12 protein-coding genes are annotated in these 17486 nt (G+C 45.6%); 5 read left to right on the top strand and 7 right to left on the bottom strand.

The features are described from left to right. Nucleotides 1–22: 22 nt before the first annotated feature. Both ACYVI9_RS18180 and ACYVI9_RS18175 read right to left on the bottom strand, forming a co-directional pair. Nucleotides 23–781 (bottom strand): GLPGLI family protein, encoded by a 759-nt coding sequence (locus ACYVI9_RS18180; RefSeq protein WP_460767601.1) that lies wholly within the window; start codon nucleotides 779–781, stop codon nucleotides 23–25. A gap of 6 nt (nucleotides 782–787) precedes the next feature. Next, nucleotides 788–3583 (bottom strand): outer membrane beta-barrel protein, encoded by a 2796-nt coding sequence (locus tag ACYVI9_RS18175; protein WP_460767598.1) that lies wholly within the window; start codon nucleotides 3581–3583, stop codon nucleotides 788–790. A 305-nt stretch (nucleotides 3584–3888) separates the two neighbouring features. Here ACYVI9_RS18175 and glgB point away from each other — a divergent pair, with 305 nt between their 5' ends. The 4 genes from glgB to ACYVI9_RS18155 all read left to right on the top strand — a co-directional run bounded on the left by glgB (nucleotide 3889) and on the right by ACYVI9_RS18155 (nucleotide 7691). Next, nucleotides 3889–5853, top strand: coding sequence for a 1,4-alpha-glucan branching protein GlgB (glgB, locus tag ACYVI9_RS18170; protein WP_460767595.1), 1965 nt, complete (start codon nucleotides 3889–3891; stop codon nucleotides 5851–5853). A 53-nt stretch (nucleotides 5854–5906) separates the two neighbouring features. Then, nucleotides 5907–6830 carry an NADP-dependent oxidoreductase gene (locus tag ACYVI9_RS18165; protein ID WP_460767592.1) on the top strand — a complete coding sequence of 308 codons (924 nt, stop codon included), beginning with the start codon at nucleotides 5907–5909 and terminating at the stop codon, nucleotides 6828–6830. Between the two features lie 53 nt (nucleotides 6831–6883). Beyond that, on the top strand, nucleotides 6884–7288 hold the full coding sequence (locus ACYVI9_RS18160; protein ID WP_460767589.1) for a DUF1801 domain-containing protein: 405 nt from the start codon (nucleotides 6884–6886) through the stop codon (nucleotides 7286–7288). 157 nt (nucleotides 7289–7445) lie between these two features. Further along, the gene (locus tag ACYVI9_RS18155) at nucleotides 7446–7691 is read left to right on the top strand and encodes a BtrH N-terminal domain-containing protein (protein ID WP_460767586.1); all 246 of its coding nucleotides are present in this window, start codon (nucleotides 7446–7448) and stop codon (nucleotides 7689–7691) included. Here the strand turns inward: ACYVI9_RS18155 and ACYVI9_RS18150 are convergent. The 3 genes from ACYVI9_RS18150 to ACYVI9_RS18140 all read right to left on the bottom strand — a co-directional run bounded on the left by ACYVI9_RS18150 (nucleotide 7588) and on the right by ACYVI9_RS18140 (nucleotide 11526). Beyond that, nucleotides 7588–7887: a hypothetical protein gene (locus tag ACYVI9_RS18150; protein ID WP_460768019.1), complete on the bottom strand. Its 300-nt coding sequence runs from the start codon at nucleotides 7885–7887 to the stop codon at nucleotides 7588–7590. The two genes, ACYVI9_RS18155 and ACYVI9_RS18150, sit on opposite strands and share 104 nt — an antisense overlap. 116 nt (nucleotides 7888–8003) lie before the next feature. Then, nucleotides 8004–9779, bottom strand: a complete 1776-nt coding sequence (argS, locus tag ACYVI9_RS18145) for an arginine--tRNA ligase (RefSeq protein ID WP_460767583.1) — start codon at nucleotides 9777–9779, stop codon at nucleotides 8004–8006. A 136-nt stretch (nucleotides 9780–9915) separates the two neighbouring features. Next, nucleotides 9916–11526 carry a sulfatase family protein gene (locus tag ACYVI9_RS18140; protein WP_460767580.1) on the bottom strand — a complete coding sequence of 537 codons (1611 nt, stop codon included), beginning with the start codon at nucleotides 11524–11526 and terminating at the stop codon, nucleotides 9916–9918. Nucleotides 11527–11720: 194 nt separating this feature from the next. Between ACYVI9_RS18140 and ACYVI9_RS18135 the strand changes: the two genes are divergently transcribed. After that, nucleotides 11721–12257, top strand: a complete 537-nt coding sequence (locus tag ACYVI9_RS18135) for a GtrA family protein (protein ID WP_460767577.1) — start codon at nucleotides 11721–11723, stop codon at nucleotides 12255–12257. 79 nt (nucleotides 12258–12336) lie between these two features. Here the strand turns inward: ACYVI9_RS18135 and ACYVI9_RS18130 are convergent, their stop codons facing one another. After that, nucleotides 12337–13884, bottom strand: coding sequence for a RagB/SusD family nutrient uptake outer membrane protein (locus ACYVI9_RS18130; protein WP_460767574.1), 1548 nt, complete (start codon nucleotides 13882–13884; stop codon nucleotides 12337–12339). Between the two features lie 64 nt (nucleotides 13885–13948). After that, complete coding sequence (locus ACYVI9_RS18125) at nucleotides 13949–17146, bottom strand: SusC/RagA family TonB-linked outer membrane protein (RefSeq protein ID WP_460767571.1); 3198 nt, start codon at nucleotides 17144–17146, stop codon at nucleotides 13949–13951. Nucleotides 17147–17486 lie beyond the last annotated feature (340 nt).

The following is a 17486-nucleotide window of genomic DNA, read 5'->3' as shown; positions in this document are numbered from 1 at the left end:
CCAACTGCGATTTTAGCCCTGCCTACAGAAAGGTACGCCAGATCATTGGATGCATCCAGCGGTTGACATCCTTGCCCCATTCTTTGGCCCTGGATTTCCCTACTTCCAGCAGGATGGATTTCATTTCCGCTTCAGATTTCTTTTTACCTTTTTCCGGTGGGCTGATTTTAGGCTGATCCAGGGTTAATGTGGTGGCGATCCAGCTGGTATACATGCGTGGAATAGTAAGACCCAGGACCATACCCGGTAGCCCGTTCACGCTCATTGGCCCCCCACTGATTTTTATCTCATCGGTGTAATAAGCAAAAATATAAACACTGTCATAGAGAATTGCTCCCGCCTTCCTGCAGTTGAAACCCGCAATGGTTGTCACATCGTTGGGATACATTTTCCACTTGATGTTTTTGAGCTTCCCGGAGATAAGATAATTATCATCCAGTGCCTTACGGTTCACGAAAGTCCGATCTCCATAATTATTATACCAGAAGTCATCTTCTTTAATTTCACTGATCCAGGGCGAAACCTTTTTGGTGTCTGCATTCCGGTCGAAGGCATAACTGGCCTTATCCCCATCAAAATGATACTTGTAATAATTTAAGGTAAACTGTGGCTGGGCCGCGATGATATCTTTGTAGAAACTGTTATCGTCGCCCGCCATGGCACCGAGCATCTTGTGGAGGTTGGTCTTTACTTCAAACTCGATGGTTCCTTTGGTTATAAATTGCTGCGCGTTGGCCCATCCCAGATTGCAACAGAAAATAGTCAGAAATAAATACTTCATAATATTTTAATTAGCGGCCGGCGTACCGGTTCCGTTTTTGGTAATATTCCATACAAATGAAACCAGCCAGAACCTTTGCAGGGTAGTCCGGTAAGTTTCGGTGAAGCTGTAGCTACTGAAATTCCTGTTATAACCCCGGTTCTGGTCCAACAGGTCATAAACGGACAGTCTGGCCTCAAACTGCTTCTTATAAAATTTCTTCGACAGGAAGCCGTTCCAGTTGATATAATTATTATTTGCCGGAAACCGGGGATCCTTCTGCACAAAATTGGCGTCGAGCTCGGTCCGGATCTCAAAATCCAGCGGCAACTGAAGATTACCCCAGACGTTCAGTTCACCACTCCAGTACTTCGCATTGGCCGTCGTACTAACAGTAGCCGTCGTGTGGTTATAGGAAACATTGGGAGAAATCCCAATATCATATTTTTCATCCACGCTTTTATAAGCATCAATACCAAATCGATAACTATTCGTTTTCGTAATATTCTTCTGGCTCATACCGTTGTTGGAACTGAAATTACTGACAAAATCCACATTGCGGTTAAAACCGTAACCGACGGCTGCGCCCAGCCGGATACCGGGTCCCCTTAGTTTATAGTTATAACTGAACCGGCTGTTCAGACTCATGACACCATCCGTATTGACATCATAATATCGTCTTACCCCGTCTTTAAACTCACTGAAAGTTACAAAAGCATTCTGCGTAGCTGAATAATTCAGAAAAGCCCAGATACCCCGTTCTTTCAGGGTCTTGAAATTATTGTAATACATCGAGAGACCATGCCTGAAGGAAGGTTTAAGCAATTGATTCCCGACCCGAACATTCAAAGGATCCGTATTGTCAGGGATGGGCTGGAGCTGATTCAGTGAAGGCGCCTGGCTGAAACCATTATAATACATATTCAGGGTCTGGCTGGGCTTTATTTTATAGGTTAGGTTGGCTCTCGGTGAATGATTGACGAAATTATAATTCCGGCTGGTATTATTGGTGAGATCCTCCTGCTCATATCTGGCAAAATCCGCAGAAGTTCCGATCGAGAAATTAATTTTTCTTTTATTCAGGCGGAAATTTATACCGGGCGCATTGCTCAGTGTATTGAACGCATAGTCATTACTCAGGGAATCAATAAAATTATTGTATTGTCCACTACCGTTATTGGCATACACATTTCTGTCGGTCGTATTTTTAGTATAGCCAAAGGCATAACTCAGTTCCAGATAGACATCTTTAATCAGCGGTTCTGTATAAGCCATCCGTCCATAAATGCCATTCAGCAAAGTATTAGCCAGGGTCTGTTGATCCACCAGCGCACTGCTGTCCACCGAACCGGATTTATAAAAATCCAATTGAGAATACAATAAGGCTTCATTCTCATTTGTCGTATGGATATAACGGGTATTGATGGAAAGGGTCCGGTACTGTTTTTTGAATTTATGCATCCAAAGCAGGTTGGCATTCAGATTTTTATTCGAAGAACTGCTATTGCCGTGCCGGTCATTGGTATTGATAAAAGCACTGTCCTCAGTGAGGTTCTCGGTGCGGCTGTTGAAACGTGCATCGAGATCGTTCATATTTCCCTCGGCAGTCAGCTTCAGGGTATTCATCGAATCCAGTTTGGCTTCCATAATCAGGTTCGCCGCCTGCTTCAGGTTAGAACTGTAGCCACTGTTATTATTATAGCTCAGCCAGGTTGAATCTGCCAGATAATTCCGGGAATAGGTATCTGTGCGGCCCGGGGCATTGATTTTGGTCAGCCGGTAGCTGGTATTCAGGCTTTGTTTATCCTCATTGAATTTATTACTGTAATTCAGACCCAGATTCCAGTTGGTCGGAATCCCGTCGCTGCGGTTATAGTCCCCTATGGAACTGATAGAGATACCGCCATCATCGGTGGTCCGTACGTCATTACCACCACCGTATTTACTGCGATCATCCCAATCCAGGTTCAACTTACCGGTATTACTCATGATACCATAGCCGGAGAGTTTTCGTTTCGCCTTAAAGGCATTCAGCATAATGGCATTGTTAAACTTATTCTGGTTGCCTGGTCCGTCGCCATTTTTCAGTCCGCCACCGGCTTCAATTTTCCCAAAATAACCTTTCTTCTTGTCCTCTTTCAGCACCAGATTCATGGTCTGTTTGCTTTGTCCGTCATCAATACCGGTAAAGGCGGCCTGGTCGCTTTTCCCCTTATAAACCTGCACATCCTTTACGATATCGGCCCGAAGATTCTTGGTCGCGATGCCCGGATCGCTCCCGAAAAATTCCTCGCCGTCTACCAGGAAACGCTCCACTTTTTCTCCCAGTGCGGTGATCTGACCGTTACGGTCCACCTGCACGCCCGGTAATTTTTTAAGCAGTTCCTCCACATTTGCTCCCTCCCGGACCTTAAAACTATCGGCGGTGTAAATCGTGGTATCTCCCTTGATCCGGATTGGTGAACCGGTCTTCACAATGACTTCCTCCAGTAATTTACTGCGGGAAATCATATTGATGATACCCATATCCCGCGGTTCACCGTTTTTGAGTTGTAGTTGCTCACTGAAATCCGCAAAATGCGGATGGGTGACCAGCAATATTAAGGAACTGGTATCCGGGCCCTGCAGCTCAAATTTCCCATCTGCTCCGGCCCTCGTGAAATCTACCAGCACCGAGTCCCGGCTGCTCATGAGCAACACAACAGCATTTTCTGCTGAATTATGTTCAGAGGAATCGATCAACTGACCTTTCACAGTTGTCTGTTGTCCATAACTTACCCCGCATAGGTTGATCATCAGGGTGAGGATGATTATATATCTCATATTGGTAGCTAATAATCGCTAAATAGTTATTTTGATGCGACATCGGCAAAAATCCATAAATAATTATGAAAGATTGCTTTAAGATCTGTTAATATTTATGATATTTCAATAAAATTACGATCATATCGTAGCTGCTATTGAATATTCAGGTATGACCCGATTCATCAAAACTATCCGTATCATATTGTTCAGAAAAATAAAACCGGTAAACCTACCGAAATGGCCGGTAAAAGAGTATTATCCCTTGTAGCGCCTGCGGATAATTGCTTAAATGGGTGTACCTTGCTGGTAAACCCCCTATATATATGCCTGTCAATTTGAAAGCTATTCAGGAAAAATTTGAAAAGGAAAATTTCATCGACAGTACCCTACCGGTATGGAACTATTCCCTGCTCAGCGAAGCGGATATTCAAAGTTTTCAGCAAGGCAGTCATTACAGGCTTTACGAACTGTTTGGCGCCCATCCGCTGCAGGTAAACGGCATCTGGGGCATGTATTTCTGTGTCTGGGCGCCCAATGCACAGTTTGTTTTTGTTACGGGTAATTTTAATGAATGGAATAAGTTATCACACCCACTGAACGCCCGATGGGACAAAAGTGGCATCTGGGAAGGGTTTATACCGGAATTCAGGCTGGGGGAAGTATACAAATACCACGTGGTCTCCCAGGGCGGTAAGGCAGTGGATAAGGGTGACCCCTTCGCACATTTCTGGGAACGCAAACCGCTTACTGCTTCGATTACCTGGGATATGTATTATGAATGGCAGGACAAGGACTGGATGCGTCACCGTAAAAACCAAAATGATTTAACGGCGCCCTGGAGCGTATATGAAGTCCATCTGGCCAGCTGGCAACGACCCGAACCGGGTAATGAAGACCGCTATTTAACTTACGATGAACTCCGGGACCGCCTGGTACCTTATGTAAAGGAAATGGGATTTACCCATGTTGAACTGATGCCTGTTGCGGAACATCCTTTTGACGGCAGCTGGGGGTATCAGGTGACGGGTTATTATGCGCCCAGTTCCCGGTTCGGTGACCCACAGGGGCTGATGCGGCTCATCGATGCATTTCATCAGGAAGGTATTGGTGTCATACTGGATTGGGTCCCTTCCCATTTTCCTTATGACACACACGGGCTTTTCATGTTTGATGGTGTTCACACTTATGAGTATGCAGATATGCGCAAAGGATTTCATCCGGACTGGAACAGCTATATATTCAATTACAAACGAGGCGAAGTAAAATCCTTCCTGATCAGCAATGCCCGGTTCTGGTTTGAGTTTTTTCATATTGATGGCATCCGGGTGGATGCCGTAAGTTCCATGCTCAAACTCAATTATTCCCGTAAAGAAGGCCAATGGGAACCCAACGAACATGGCGGCGACGGCAACCTGGAAGCGATCAGTTTCATCAAGGAACTGAATGAAATGATATTCCGTGATTTTCCTGATGTACAGACCATTGCAGAGGAAGCTACTGACTGGCCTGGTGTTTCCCGCCCAACATTTGATGGCGGCCTGGGTTTCGGTATGAAGTGGATGATGGGTTGGATGCACGACAGCCTGGATTACTTTAAACTGGATCCCTTATTCCGTTCGCATCATCAGAATAAGTTCACTTTCTCAATGATGTATTATTATGATGAAAATTTCATGTTGCCCATCAGTCATGATGAAGTCGTGCATGGAAAAAGCCCCCTGATTTTTAAAATGCCCGGAGACCTATGGCAGAAATTTGCCAATCTGCGGCTTTTCTTTACCTATATGTGGACCCATCCGGGGGGCAAATTATTATTTATGGGATCGGAATTCGGACAGACTTCCGAATGGAATTACCAATCGCAGCTGGACTGGCATTTGCTGGAACATAAAAGCCACCGGGGCGCCCAGAGCTGCCTGAAACAGCTCAACCGGCTACTGTCTGAAGAACCTGCCCTCCACAAGCGTCAATTCAGGCAGGATGGATTTGAATGGATAGATTTGAATCACCGCAGTGAATGTGTCATTGTGTATAAGAGAAGGGCCGAAAACCCGGATGACGATCTGCTGATTATTTTAAATATGACACCGCAGGTACACCAGGATTGGCAGATTTTCACCGCAGGTAAAGCTTATCATCAGGAAATCTTCAACTCAGACGACCCTCGCTATGATGGCACGGGAGATGTATTTAATAAAGAGATTCGTTGTGATTTACAGACCCCGGATAGTGATCAGTATCTGATTACATTGAACCTTCCTCCGCTGGGGGCTATTATCCTGAAATGAGTGCTATGGTAGCAGCTGACGCGCTATTTTGAAAATCATAAAGTTCACTGTCTATGAAAGCGATGCTACTAAGACAATTTGGCGACATCCATCACCTCCGTTACGAGGAATTACCTGTTCCCGAATCGGGCAGAAATACACTGGTACAAATCCATTATGCCGCCGTCAACCCCTATGACTGGAAATTCATTGAACATCTGGGAGCTGAACAGGGCGCAACGCTGCCGGTAATTCCCGGATCAGAATTCTCCGGAATCATTGCTCAGGCGCCCGAAATCAGTTCCTATAAGCCGGGCGACAGGGTTTGTGGCAATTTAAGTACCTATGGCGGCTGCTATGCCGAATACTTACAGGTACCTGATACCGAAATTGCCAGGGTGCCAGATCAGCTGGACCTGCAAGTGGCAGCGGCCATTCCTGTAGCGATGGTACTGGCCCGAAAAGTACTCTTTGAAGATATTGGGCTGCTTCCCGGGGAAACGATTCTGATTCATGGCGCTTCCGGCGCAGTGGGCGCCGCAGCCGTACAGTTGGCCAAAAAGGCGGGTGCGCGTGTCGTCGCCACCGGTTCCCGGACTTCGATGCCTAGAATTGAGGACCTGGGCGCTGATCAGGTGATCGATTACAAAAACGAAAATTTTGAGGATCAGATTCGGGACATGGATGCCGTCCTGGACACGGTCGGCGGCCGCACCCAGGTACGTTCTTTTCAGGTTCTGAAAAACGGCGGCCGACTGATCAGCCTGGTCCAACCGCCCGATCAGCAACTGGCGGTTAAAACTGCCGTACGCGCTGCTATGGTCTTTGGTCGGACAGATACCGCCTCACTCAGGGAATCACTGGAACAGGTCCATTCAGGAGCTATTCAAATAGCTATCGAACAGGTCTTCCCCTTAGAGGATGCCATAACGGCACTGGAAACTTCCAAAAAAGGCGGCAGAAGCGGAAAAATATTACTGAATCTGACTTCAGGTTAAGAAATTAAACTATCCAGCAATAATAATTTCTATCACTTATTCAACCGAGCATCATGGGTAAACCTGCCATTATCAAAACAAGAGAAACCAATGCAAGTATCGGCGACTTCATTGCATCGCTAACCAGTGAACAACAACGCGATGACAGCCGGCTGCTGATTGAATTGATGAAAAAACACACCGGCGAAATGCCAAAGTTATGGGGCAGTTCGATCATTGGTTTCGGCAACAAAAGGTACCAGAGTCCGAAAACAGGTCGGGAAGTAGACTGGTTTCTGATCGGCTTCTCACCCCGTAAAGCTGCGCTTTCGATATACCTTCAATGCGATCTTAAAAAATTCGAAACCCGGTTAGAAAAGCTGGGCAGGCACAAAACAGGTGTCGGTTGCCTATATATAAAGAAACTGGAAGATGTCAATATTGACGAACTCGAAAAACTGATCAAAGCCAGTTTATGATTCCATCGAATGTACAAACCTCTTTCGGGTTCATTGGTGTCAACTTCGCTTAAGGAACCCTGTGGCGGTTAATATCCTGGTCCTATTTGCCAAATTAATATAAATTCACTCATAACATAGGGTTGTCATAACAGGGCGCCAATTTTACGAAAGGAAGATGATCATCGAGAACTTCAGGCCTTTTAAAGGTCAGCATTGTGAAACAACCGCTACAAGCACCCTGCTGCATCAGCTCGACATTGAATTATCTGAACCCCTGTTATTCGGGTTTGGCGAAGGTCCGAGTTACATTTATTCTCTTAAACTTGTAGAAAATATTTTACTGCGGAAATCAATTCCGCTTCTGAAACTGCTCTCCCTTTACCAACGATATTTTGACTTTCATTTCTGTTTATATCTATAACTTCTAAATCGAAGTCATAATTTAAAGAGTTCGTATCTATGAAATTAAATGTTGAAATATAAACTAGTCGGTTATACCGTTTTAAACCTATAGCACATTGATCTCCTTCCCAATAGTCAATAATTTCTAACATTCCGAAGTCAATAATCTGCCGTAATCTATCAATTAGACTAATTATTGTTAAATCTTTTTCCATTTTTTACAAATCGTATATCTAAAAATAGCTTCGAAAGGGAAAATACTTTACCCAAAAGCACGTCAGGTATGGCGCCTGACAAATCATTAGGAATTAACCCGTTTTCTACCGTTGGCTTACATCCTTTCGGGGACCTTTATACCTAATAACTGCATGCCGGCAGCAATGGTATGTGCTGTCAGCCGGGCTATTTTGAGCCGCAATTGCTTTTTTTCTTCAGATTCTGCCGAACGTACGGAATGCGCGGTATAAAAACTGTTGAAAAGCTTGGACAAATTAAACACATAGATGGCCACCAGCGAAGGATTGAATTCCGTCGCCGCCTGTTGTACCACAGCATTGAACTGCTCCAGTAATACCAGCAATTCTTTTTCCAGGGGCAATAAATCACCTGTTACAGGAGCTTGCGCAGCTATTGTTTCAGATCTTAAAATGGATTTTATCCGTGCATGGGTATACTGGATAAACGGTCCGGTAAAACCGTGGAAATCGATGCTTTCTTCCGGATTGAAGACCATGCGCTTTTTGGGATCTACCCTTAATAGGAAGAATTTAAGCGCGCCAAGTGCAATGGTTTCATACAGTTCATTCAGTTCATCCGCTGTAAATCCACCCACCTTACCTAATGCTTCGGTCTTGGCAGCGGCCACCCGGACGAGCTCGTCTAACAGGTCATCCGCGTCTACGACGGTACCTTCCCGGGTTTTCATCCGGCCGGAGGGCAGCTCTACCATTCCATAACTTAAATGCTGGATATTACCGGCATAAGGCTTGCCCAGCTTCTGCAGAATCAACTGCAGTACTTTCATATGATAATTCTGTTCGTCGGCTATTACATAAATACTCTGATCATATGGAAAATCCTTATACTTTTCTTCTGCCAGCCCCAGGTCCTGGGTAATATAAACCGAGGTGCCATCTTTGCGCTGTACAATTTTCTCATCCAGTCCTTCCGCCGTAAGATCGATCCATACGCTACCGTCTTCTTTGGTAAAGAATACCCCCTGTTGCAGTCCCTCCTGAACAAATTGTTTTCCCAGCAGATAGGTCTGACTCTCGTAGTAATTTTTATCAAAATCGGCGCCTATTCGTTTATAGGTTTGATTAAACCCATCATACACCCATCCGTTCATCTGCTTCCAAAGCGACACCACCTCTGGCTTTCCCTGCTCCCAGTCTACCAGCATTTGTTGTGCCTGCTTCATAACAGGCGTATTCCGATCGGCTTCTTCCCGGGTCATCCCTTCCTGTATCAATGCTGCGGACTGTTGCTTTTGTTCTGCGCCGAACATTACATAATAATCACCTACAAAATGATCTCCTTTGGTGGCGGTACTTTCCGGTGTAGCGCCTTCGGCATTTTCCTCCCAGGCAACCATCGATTTACAGATATGTATGCCGCGATCGTTGTAAATACTGCATTTAAACAGATCATGACCGCTTTTTGATATCATTTCTGCAACACTCCAGCCGAGAAAAATATTTCTCAGATGACCCAAATGCAGGGGCTTATTCGTATTGGGTGAAGCGTATTCCAGGATTACCTTTCTCGGTGTAGCGCTGTGCTGTACCAATTCATTCTTATCGTAAGATGTCTCCAGAAACTGATACCAGTAATCCTGCTTGACTGTCAGGTTCAGGAAACCCTTAATTATATTATAGCGCTCAATAATTTCACCATGATCGGCAAGTAGCTGCCTGCCGATTTCGTTGCCCAGCTCATCGGGGCTTTTCCTGAGGGTTTTCAGCAGCGAAAACAATACAAAAGTATAATCGCCTTCAAATTCTGGTTTGGTGCTGTTGATCGAGATCTCATATCCCGCCGCTGCGGGGCCATATAATTTGGTCAGGCTGTCCTGTACCACAGATTTCAACGACGTTACGATGCTCATACCTTTCCAATTTTCGTGCAAATTTAGGTTAATCCGCGCTTTTGACATCTATTGAGAAATCCAGGTCATGGTTCGCACCAGGAAATAGCAGATTTGAAGGCTTCCGCCCCTAACCCGGATCCTGAATTTCCTGAAATCAGGACTTTTTTTCGGTTGCTTTGAGGTAATTTTTCAGAAATTTCTGGTCATTGGCATCACCGTCCTTGTATTTTTTACGCAGCGATTCCAGTTGCTGATGCAGGTCCTGTCTGATTTTTTTGTATTCCGGGTTATTATATACATTATTCATTTCCTGAGGGTCTTTCTCCAGATCGTACATTTCCCATTCATCTACATCATAGTAGAAATGCATCAGTTTATAACGCTGGGTGCGGATACCATAATGTCTTTTAACCATATGTATAGAGGGATATTCATAGTAGGTATAATAGATGGCATCCCGCCATTTCTCCGAAGTTCCGGCCGCCAGTTCACGAAAGGACTGACCCTGCATATCCCCGGGAACAGCGACGCCGGCATAATCCAGTAAGGTAGGCGCAAAGTCCAGGTTCTGTACCAATGCATCACTGGAGGACCCGGGCTTAATTTCGGCGGGATAGCGGATCATCAGCGGGGTACGCAATGATTCCTCATACATAAAACGTTTGTCAAACCAGCCATGCTCACCCATATAAAAGCCCTGATCAGAAGTGTATATGACAATGGTATTCTCAGTCAATCCGTTACGGTCCAGAAAATCCAGTACCTGACCGACCCCGTCATCCACCGCTGCGACCGTCCCCAGATAATCCTGCATATACCGCTGATATCGCCAGTGCATCAGGTCCTCCCGGGACATGGATTTGTATTTTTTCGCGAATTCCTCATTAATCGGATCATACACCGCGTCCCAGGCCTTACGCTGCGTCGAATCCATCCGGCCCAGATTATTGTTATAGGCATCCATATCCCACTTAAGGGTCTCGGGTATACCCAGCTTTTTCATCAGTTCCGGACGAATTTTGGAATCGCCGGCCCAGTTCATGTCCTTGAGGATATTCATTTCCGCTGTTCGGGCTGCCGTACCCCGTCCCTTATAATCATCAAAAAGCGTTTCGGGTTCCTTAAAATTCATTTTTGTGTACAACGGATAATGCCGTTCGGCAGGCAGCCATTCACGATGGGGTGCTTTTTGATGAAATAGCAGGCAAAAAGGCTGATCGGTGTTCCGGTTTTTCAGCCATTCTAAAGCCAAATCGGTTGTAATATCAGTTACATAACCATGAATCTGTTTCTTTTTACCGTTAATGATGAAGTTCGGATTGTAATACTGACCCTGGCCAGGTAAAACGGCAGCGTAATCAAAGCCCTGGGGCCGTCCGTCCAGGTGAATCTTCCCGACAAGCGCCGTCTGATATCCTGCCTGTTGCAATTCCTTGGCAAAATTGTCCTGGTTCCAGTCGAACTTTGTCACATTATCTACTTTCCCATTCATAAAACTGTGCTTACCCGTAAGTAAGACCGCGCGACTGGGTGCACATAAGGAATTGCTGACGGTTGCCCTGGAAAACAGCATGCCCTCTTTGGCAATCCGGTCAATATTGGGTGTATGATTGAGACCATATCCATAGGCACTGACAGCCTGATAACCATGATCATCACTCATGATATAAATAATATTGGGCCTTGACACAGCAGATGGGGAATGATCCTGTGCGCGCACCGACCAGCAGGTAAATAAAAATAGACCAAACAGCAATTTATACATGACGAGGATTTTTGGATAAATGAACGTTTATGGGGTATCTCCGCTACCGGCTGCCAAGGGCAGCGCCTTTCCCAAAGATAAGATATTCAAAGGCACCGCTAAACCAAACGAAGCATAAAGCTGCGTGCAGCCTAGTTGGAAAACCAGCTAATATTCAATCGGTTCTCAGCCGGTTCTTCCTATCTTCGCATCCGATGAGGCAGCATTTTTACCGCATACGGAATTCTCTGTTACCTATTATTGATTTTTTTCATCCGCCTTTTAAAAGGCTATTACCCCTGCAGACCTTCCGGTATGCTGTTTCCGGTATGGCCAATACGGTATTCGGCCTGGTGGTTTTCTACGTTGCCTACCATTTTCTGTTCCGTGCTGAATATGTGGATATTGGCATTTATGCTTTTGAATCCTATACCGCCGCTTTGATGGTATCATTCACCGCCTCATTGCTTTTGGGTTTTTTTCTAATGAAATACGTGGTTTTTGACGACAGCAAGATCCGCGGCCATGTGCAACTTTTTCGTTACGTACTGGTTTGTGGGTTTAATTTGTTCCTTAACTATATTCTCTTGAAGGGCGCCGTGGAAATTCTGGGCATCTACCCCACTTTCGCCCAACTGGGAACGACGGTAGTCGTCATCATCGTCAGTTACCTGATACAGCGGCATTTTACTTTTAAGAAAACCTCGCTTCCTGATTATATCGAAAAAGATAACGACGCACCTGCTTCCTGAAAGCATTTCATTCCCTGTAAAAAAAATGGTTTGAAAAGCCCTGAAGCCTTTCAAACCATTATTCATTATACCTTATTTTCTAATATCCCGGATTATCCGGCTTCAGGTTGGGATTATTCTGCCTTTCAGATACAGGGAGCGGAAACAGCAGATGTTTCTCTGCCAGCACCGCACCTCCTTCGGCCAGTTTATGCCCCACGAAATTATCAAAACTATTACCCGGGAACGTATATACTTTTTTCCTTCTCACCATATCAAACCAGGTAATCTGTTCGTAACAGAGTTCATGCCAGCGTTCACGCAGAACGGCATCATCAAAACTTTGTTTTGAAAATGTTCCCACCGCAGGTGTTGTCAGATTCGCTCTGTTTCTGATAGCATTCAGTCCGTTCCAGGCCAACTGATTGGGTGCTCCGTCAGCCTGATTCTGGGCTTCGGCATAAGTGAGCAATACCTGGGCATAGCGGATATTGGGCCAGTTAAGGCTGCTTACCGCCGAACCCGGGACACCACTGGTCCCATTGGCCTGCACATCAAAAAACTTAAAAATATAAGGCGCTCCAAGTTGCTTTAACGAGCCCGAACCTCCCTCGTAATAAGAAGTGTAGAAAAAGCCCTGGCGGTCTGTTTTTCGCCGGTCGCCTGCTTCAAATGAATTATAAAACGCAATATTGGGAACGGTGGAACCAATTTCGGTACCGTAGGCCGATACTTCTTTAAAATTGGGCAGCAGGATACCCTGATTGGGATTGTCCGACACCCCGCCTAAATACTGAATCTGAAAAATATGCTCGTCCATATTCTCTTTGTCCCCATCATGCAGGTCGCCATAACTCGGAAATAATTTAAACGCTTTGCTGTCGATCACCTCTTTGGCTTTCTGTGCGGCCTTGGTGTAGTACTCGGCACCACCGTTCATTGGAGCGCCTGCCATGGTGATATAGACTTCCGCGAATAAAGATTTAACGGCGCCTAATGATACCCTGCCGGATTGATCAGACCAGCTAAGACCGGCACCTTCTGCAGTAGTAAGATCGCTGACGATTGTATTATACACTTCTGCCAGGGGCGTCCTGGAGGGATACAAATTCTCAGAATTTCCGTCCACCGGCTCCAATATCAGCGGTACATCACCGAAAAGTCTTACTAAATAAAAATAGGCCCAGGCCCGCAGAAAGCTGGCCTCACCCACAAAGCGGGCTTTGGTCGCATCATCCATGCCTGGTACATTCGGTACTTTGGTAATGACAAGGTTGGCCTGCGCAATCAGGCTATAAGGTCCGTTCCACCAGTTATTGACGAATACATTGTCGCCATTATAAGACAGGCCGAGGATATTATTTAAATCGGCATTCTGACCAGTCTCTGTTCTGGCGGTGCCGGTCACCATCTCCAGCATGGAAAAATTGTTGGCAAAAATGCCCGCCCCGCCGTTGATGAACCGGGTTTGCGCATAGACCGCAGCCAGCGCAGATAATGCCTGGTCTTCGGATTGATAATAAGTGTCAGGAGAAAAGTTAGAAGGATCTACATCCTTATCACTAAGCCATTTCGAACAGGAAGACGCTGCCGTTAGCAATGTGATCATTGCCAGCAAAAATCCTGAATTAATTAATTTGCCTTTCATCGCTGTGTATTTTAATGTTTTTAAATTTCTGATTATCCGTGGTTCACTCATCTGCTGAATTTACTTAGAACCCTGCATTTAACCCAATGGTAAACGTGGTGGGTTTGGGATAATCAAAAAATGTCTGGCCCTGCGCAAATGCATTTCCGTAAGTGGTCACTTCCGGATCATTTCCCGAGAACTTGGTCACCAGGAAATAGTTTTGCGCCGATACATATAAACGCAGTTTCGATAACCACAATTTCTGGATCGCCTCGGGTTTGAAATTATAACTGAGCATCAGGTTGCGGCCCCGGATAAATGAGCCATCTTCAATCCAGCGACTGTCCACATTTGTAACATAGCCGGCCCTGGTATCGCGAATGGCTGCGACCATCGTATTATCATTGCCTTTGTTGGGATCCCAGGCGTCCAGTACCGTACTGAAGCTGTTGGCAATGCTTACCCGATCCTCACCGGAGTGGTGGGCCTGGTTCAGCACATCGTTACCATACATAAAGCCGATATCCACGGTTAAGGCAAATTGCTTATAGCGCAAATCATTGATGAAACTGCCCCAGCCTTTCGGACTGCCATGCCCGATAATCATCCGGTCTTCATCATTGATGACATAGTCACCGTTGACATCTTCATATTTTAAATCACCCGGTAATATGGGTTTACCGCCCCGGTAACTGGTGAATTTAGCTGCTTCAGCCCGTTCTGCTTCCGTCCATACACCCAGCCGGTGCAGGCCCCAGAAAGAGCCGACAGGATCGCCCACCCGGATAATACCGGTACTGTTCACGAAATTGGGGTTACCGGAAAAAATGGGCGCCGGTGTTGCCAGTTCCAGCACCTTATTCCTGTTAAAGGAGATATTGGCTCTGGTAGTCCAGCCAAAATTTTCCTGATCCACATTTATCGTATTGACGGAAAGCTCCAGCCCCTTGTTCTCCATACTGCCCACGTTCTTCATGATGCTTGAATAACCACTGGAAAGGGGAATCGGTACGGGCAGTAACATGTCTGTCGTCTTTCTGTAATACAGATCACCTTCAAACATGATCCGATTATTTAACAGCCCGAGTTCGAGACCGATATCAAATTGTCCTGTTTTTTCCCATTTCAGATCCGGATTGCCCAAACGGTTCGTACCGGTACCGGTCACACGGCTGTTATTAAAAATAGCCACATAACCTGAACTCAGCAGGGCATCGGCGGAATAAGGTGAAATTTCAGAGTTACCGGTAAACCCGTAACTGGTCCTGAATTTAAGATTGGAAATCGTGTTATTATCTTTCAGGAAATTTTCGTCAGAAACCCGCCAGGCAAAGGCCCCTGATGGGAAAAATGCATATTTGAAATTATCCCCGAATTTGGAACTACCATCTGCCCGTCCGGTAAGGGTAAACAGGTATTTTTTATTGAGCGTATAGTTAACCCGACCGAAATAGGAATTAAAAGCATAGCCCGAGGCATTGGAATTACCCGCATTCTGCTGGCTGCCGGCACCTATATTATAAAACAGGAAATAGTCCGATGAAAAATTCTGGGCGGAAGTTCCGATATTAAAATAGTCCGTACCCTGCCAGGACAAACCCAGCATGGCGTTCAGGTCATGGATTTCTCCAAACTTATTATTGTAAGTAAAATAGTTTTCAGTGGACCAGTATACTTCGCGACTGTTGTTGACATTGGCCCAGCCTTTCTGGTCCCGGCCGATCTGATCCAGGGTCCTGCCGTTGTACTCATTGGTACCACGGTTGACAATGCTGACCCCTTCCTGATTCCTGAATTCCAGATGTGGGGAAAACTGGATATTGAAATGAAAATCTCCCAGCAGCGTCTGGGTATTCAGGATGTATTTGCGATCGGTCATGATATGCACCGGATTGGATCCTCCTTCTGCACCTGGATACTGCCAGTTTTCTGCCCAGCTGCCATCCGGATATTTTACCGGCAGAAAAGGAAAGGCTTCGGTAATCATCCGAACGGAGTTCAATCCTCCCGTACCCTGATCGATGATATTCTCTTCCTGATGATTGTAACTCAGGCTTCCACCGATTTTAAATACTTTGGAAATCCTGCTGTCCATATTAAATCGGGCCGAATATCTTTTCTGATAGGAATTCAGCAGCAAACCGTTTTCATTTCTGTAACCCAGGTACATTCCGTAAGTAGTGGATTCATTTCCTCCCGATACGCCCAATTGATGATTCTGAGAGAGTTTCTGTTGCTGGGATTCCTTAAACCAGTCCGTATTGTAAAGAGGATTCCCGTTGCTGTCAAACAGTAGCGGCAATGATTTTCTTTTTTCCCTCGGATCCTCAACTGTGGCATAGTTGCCGTTGGCCCATCCCTCCGGGTCGTATACCTTGATATTATCATAGGCCAGATTTTCTGTAGCCAGGTACTCCTGCGCATTCAACATTTTGACCCGGTGGGGCCCTTCGGCATTCAGAAAAAGACTACCATCATAAGTAACCCGGGGTTTACCACTCCGTCCTCTTTTTGTAGTAATCAGCACCACACCATTGGCGCCCCGGGCACCGTAAATAGCAGTAGAAGATGCATCCTTAAGTATTTCCACTGATTCTATATCACTGGGATTGACATAATCAATCGCATTACTGTTCTGCGATTGTGTAGATTGTGGCAGAAAGACACCATCAATGACATACAATGGATTACTGGAAGCATTGATGGAACTAAAACCCCGGATCCTGATATTGGTCTGTCCCCCTGGTCTTCCTGAATTCGTATTGATCTGTACACCGGTTACCCGGCCTGCAAGTGCCTGGTTCACAGAAGCAATTTGTCGCTCCTGCAATTGTTCGCCCCGAACCGTACCTACGGCTCCTGTAAGATCTGATTTCCGTACGGTACCATAGCCGATTACGACTACTTCGTCCAGATTTTCGGTACCCGAACTGTTTAATGCAATCATTCCCAGATCGCTGCGGCCATTCACCGGTTCTTCATGGGTCGTATAACCAACATAACTGAATACCAGCACAGCATTCGCGCCGGCCACCGTAATCGAAAAACTTCCGTCAGCTGCCGATACAACCGCTTTGTCCGTCGATTTCTCCGCAACCGTAACCCCGGCCAGTGGATTGCCCGAGGCATCAGCTACTTTACCCGTTACGGTCAATTCATTTTGCTGGAAGGCGCCAGCAGCCGCAATTGCCGGCAGGAATAACGCCGCCAGCAGAAACGAAAAAACGATTTTGCTATACAGCCAATAAACGCTTTTTCTCTGTTTTTGTGATCGTTCCATATGCTTTGTTTTTGTGTGGCCTGGCTCAAGGATAAGTCAGCACGGTTCACTGTGCTTTACAACAGTGATATAACGTAATTGTCTATATCTTATTGCCGGTAAAAAAAAATGTCGTTTAAAAAAATGCTTAGGTTAAAAGACTACTTGGGTTTAAAGTTTAATTGGGAATTTCAACGGTTTGTATGCAAAAGCATTCTGAATTTATAAGTCTGTAACACGATAAGTTTTCTGGCAACTCAGGGCAAATACTAAACTTTCACATGCAAAACTGCATGCAATTTAGATAAATAATCCAAATTACCAACAGCAGAATGTTTTTTTTAAAAACTTCTGACCTCAG

The organism is Niabella terrae (genome assembly GCF_054783135.1).
The sequence above is the reverse complement of the archived record's forward strand: the minus strand, read 5'-3'. Positions and strand labels throughout refer to the sequence as shown.

Excerpts from the sequence above, each read along its gene's own strand:
- ACYVI9_RS18155 (WP_460767586.1), top strand. The coding sequence starts at position 7,446 with ATGATCATCGAGAACTTCAGGCCTTTTAAAGGTCAGCATTGTGAAACA.
- ACYVI9_RS18130 (WP_460767574.1), bottom strand. The coding sequence starts at position 13,884 with ATGAAAGGCAAATTAATTAATTCAGGATTTTTGCTGGCAATGATCACA.
- ACYVI9_RS18165 (WP_460767592.1), top strand. The coding sequence starts at position 5,907 with ATGAAAGCGATGCTACTAAGACAATTTGGCGACATCCATCACCTCCGT.
- ACYVI9_RS18125 (WP_460767571.1), bottom strand. The coding sequence starts at position 17,146 with ATGGAACGATCACAAAAACAGAGAAAAAGCGTTTATTGGCTGTATAGC.
- ACYVI9_RS18140 (WP_460767580.1), bottom strand. The coding sequence starts at position 11,526 with ATGTATAAATTGCTGTTTGGTCTATTTTTATTTACCTGCTGGTCGGTG.
- argS (WP_460767583.1), bottom strand. The coding sequence starts at position 9,779 with ATGAGCATCGTAACGTCGTTGAAATCTGTGGTACAGGACAGCCTGACC.
- glgB (WP_460767595.1), top strand. The coding sequence starts at position 3,889 with ATGCCTGTCAATTTGAAAGCTATTCAGGAAAAATTTGAAAAGGAAAAT.
- ACYVI9_RS18135 (WP_460767577.1), top strand. The coding sequence starts at position 11,721 with ATGAGGCAGCATTTTTACCGCATACGGAATTCTCTGTTACCTATTATT.
- ACYVI9_RS18175 (WP_460767598.1), bottom strand. The coding sequence starts at position 3,583 with ATGAGATATATAATCATCCTCACCCTGATGATCAACCTATGCGGGGTA.
- ACYVI9_RS18180 (WP_460767601.1), bottom strand. The coding sequence starts at position 781 with ATGAAGTATTTATTTCTGACTATTTTCTGTTGCAATCTGGGATGGGCC.
- ACYVI9_RS18150 (WP_460768019.1), bottom strand. The coding sequence starts at position 7,887 with ATGGAAAAAGATTTAACAATAATTAGTCTAATTGATAGATTACGGCAG.
- ACYVI9_RS18160 (WP_460767589.1), top strand. The coding sequence starts at position 6,884 with ATGGGTAAACCTGCCATTATCAAAACAAGAGAAACCAATGCAAGTATC.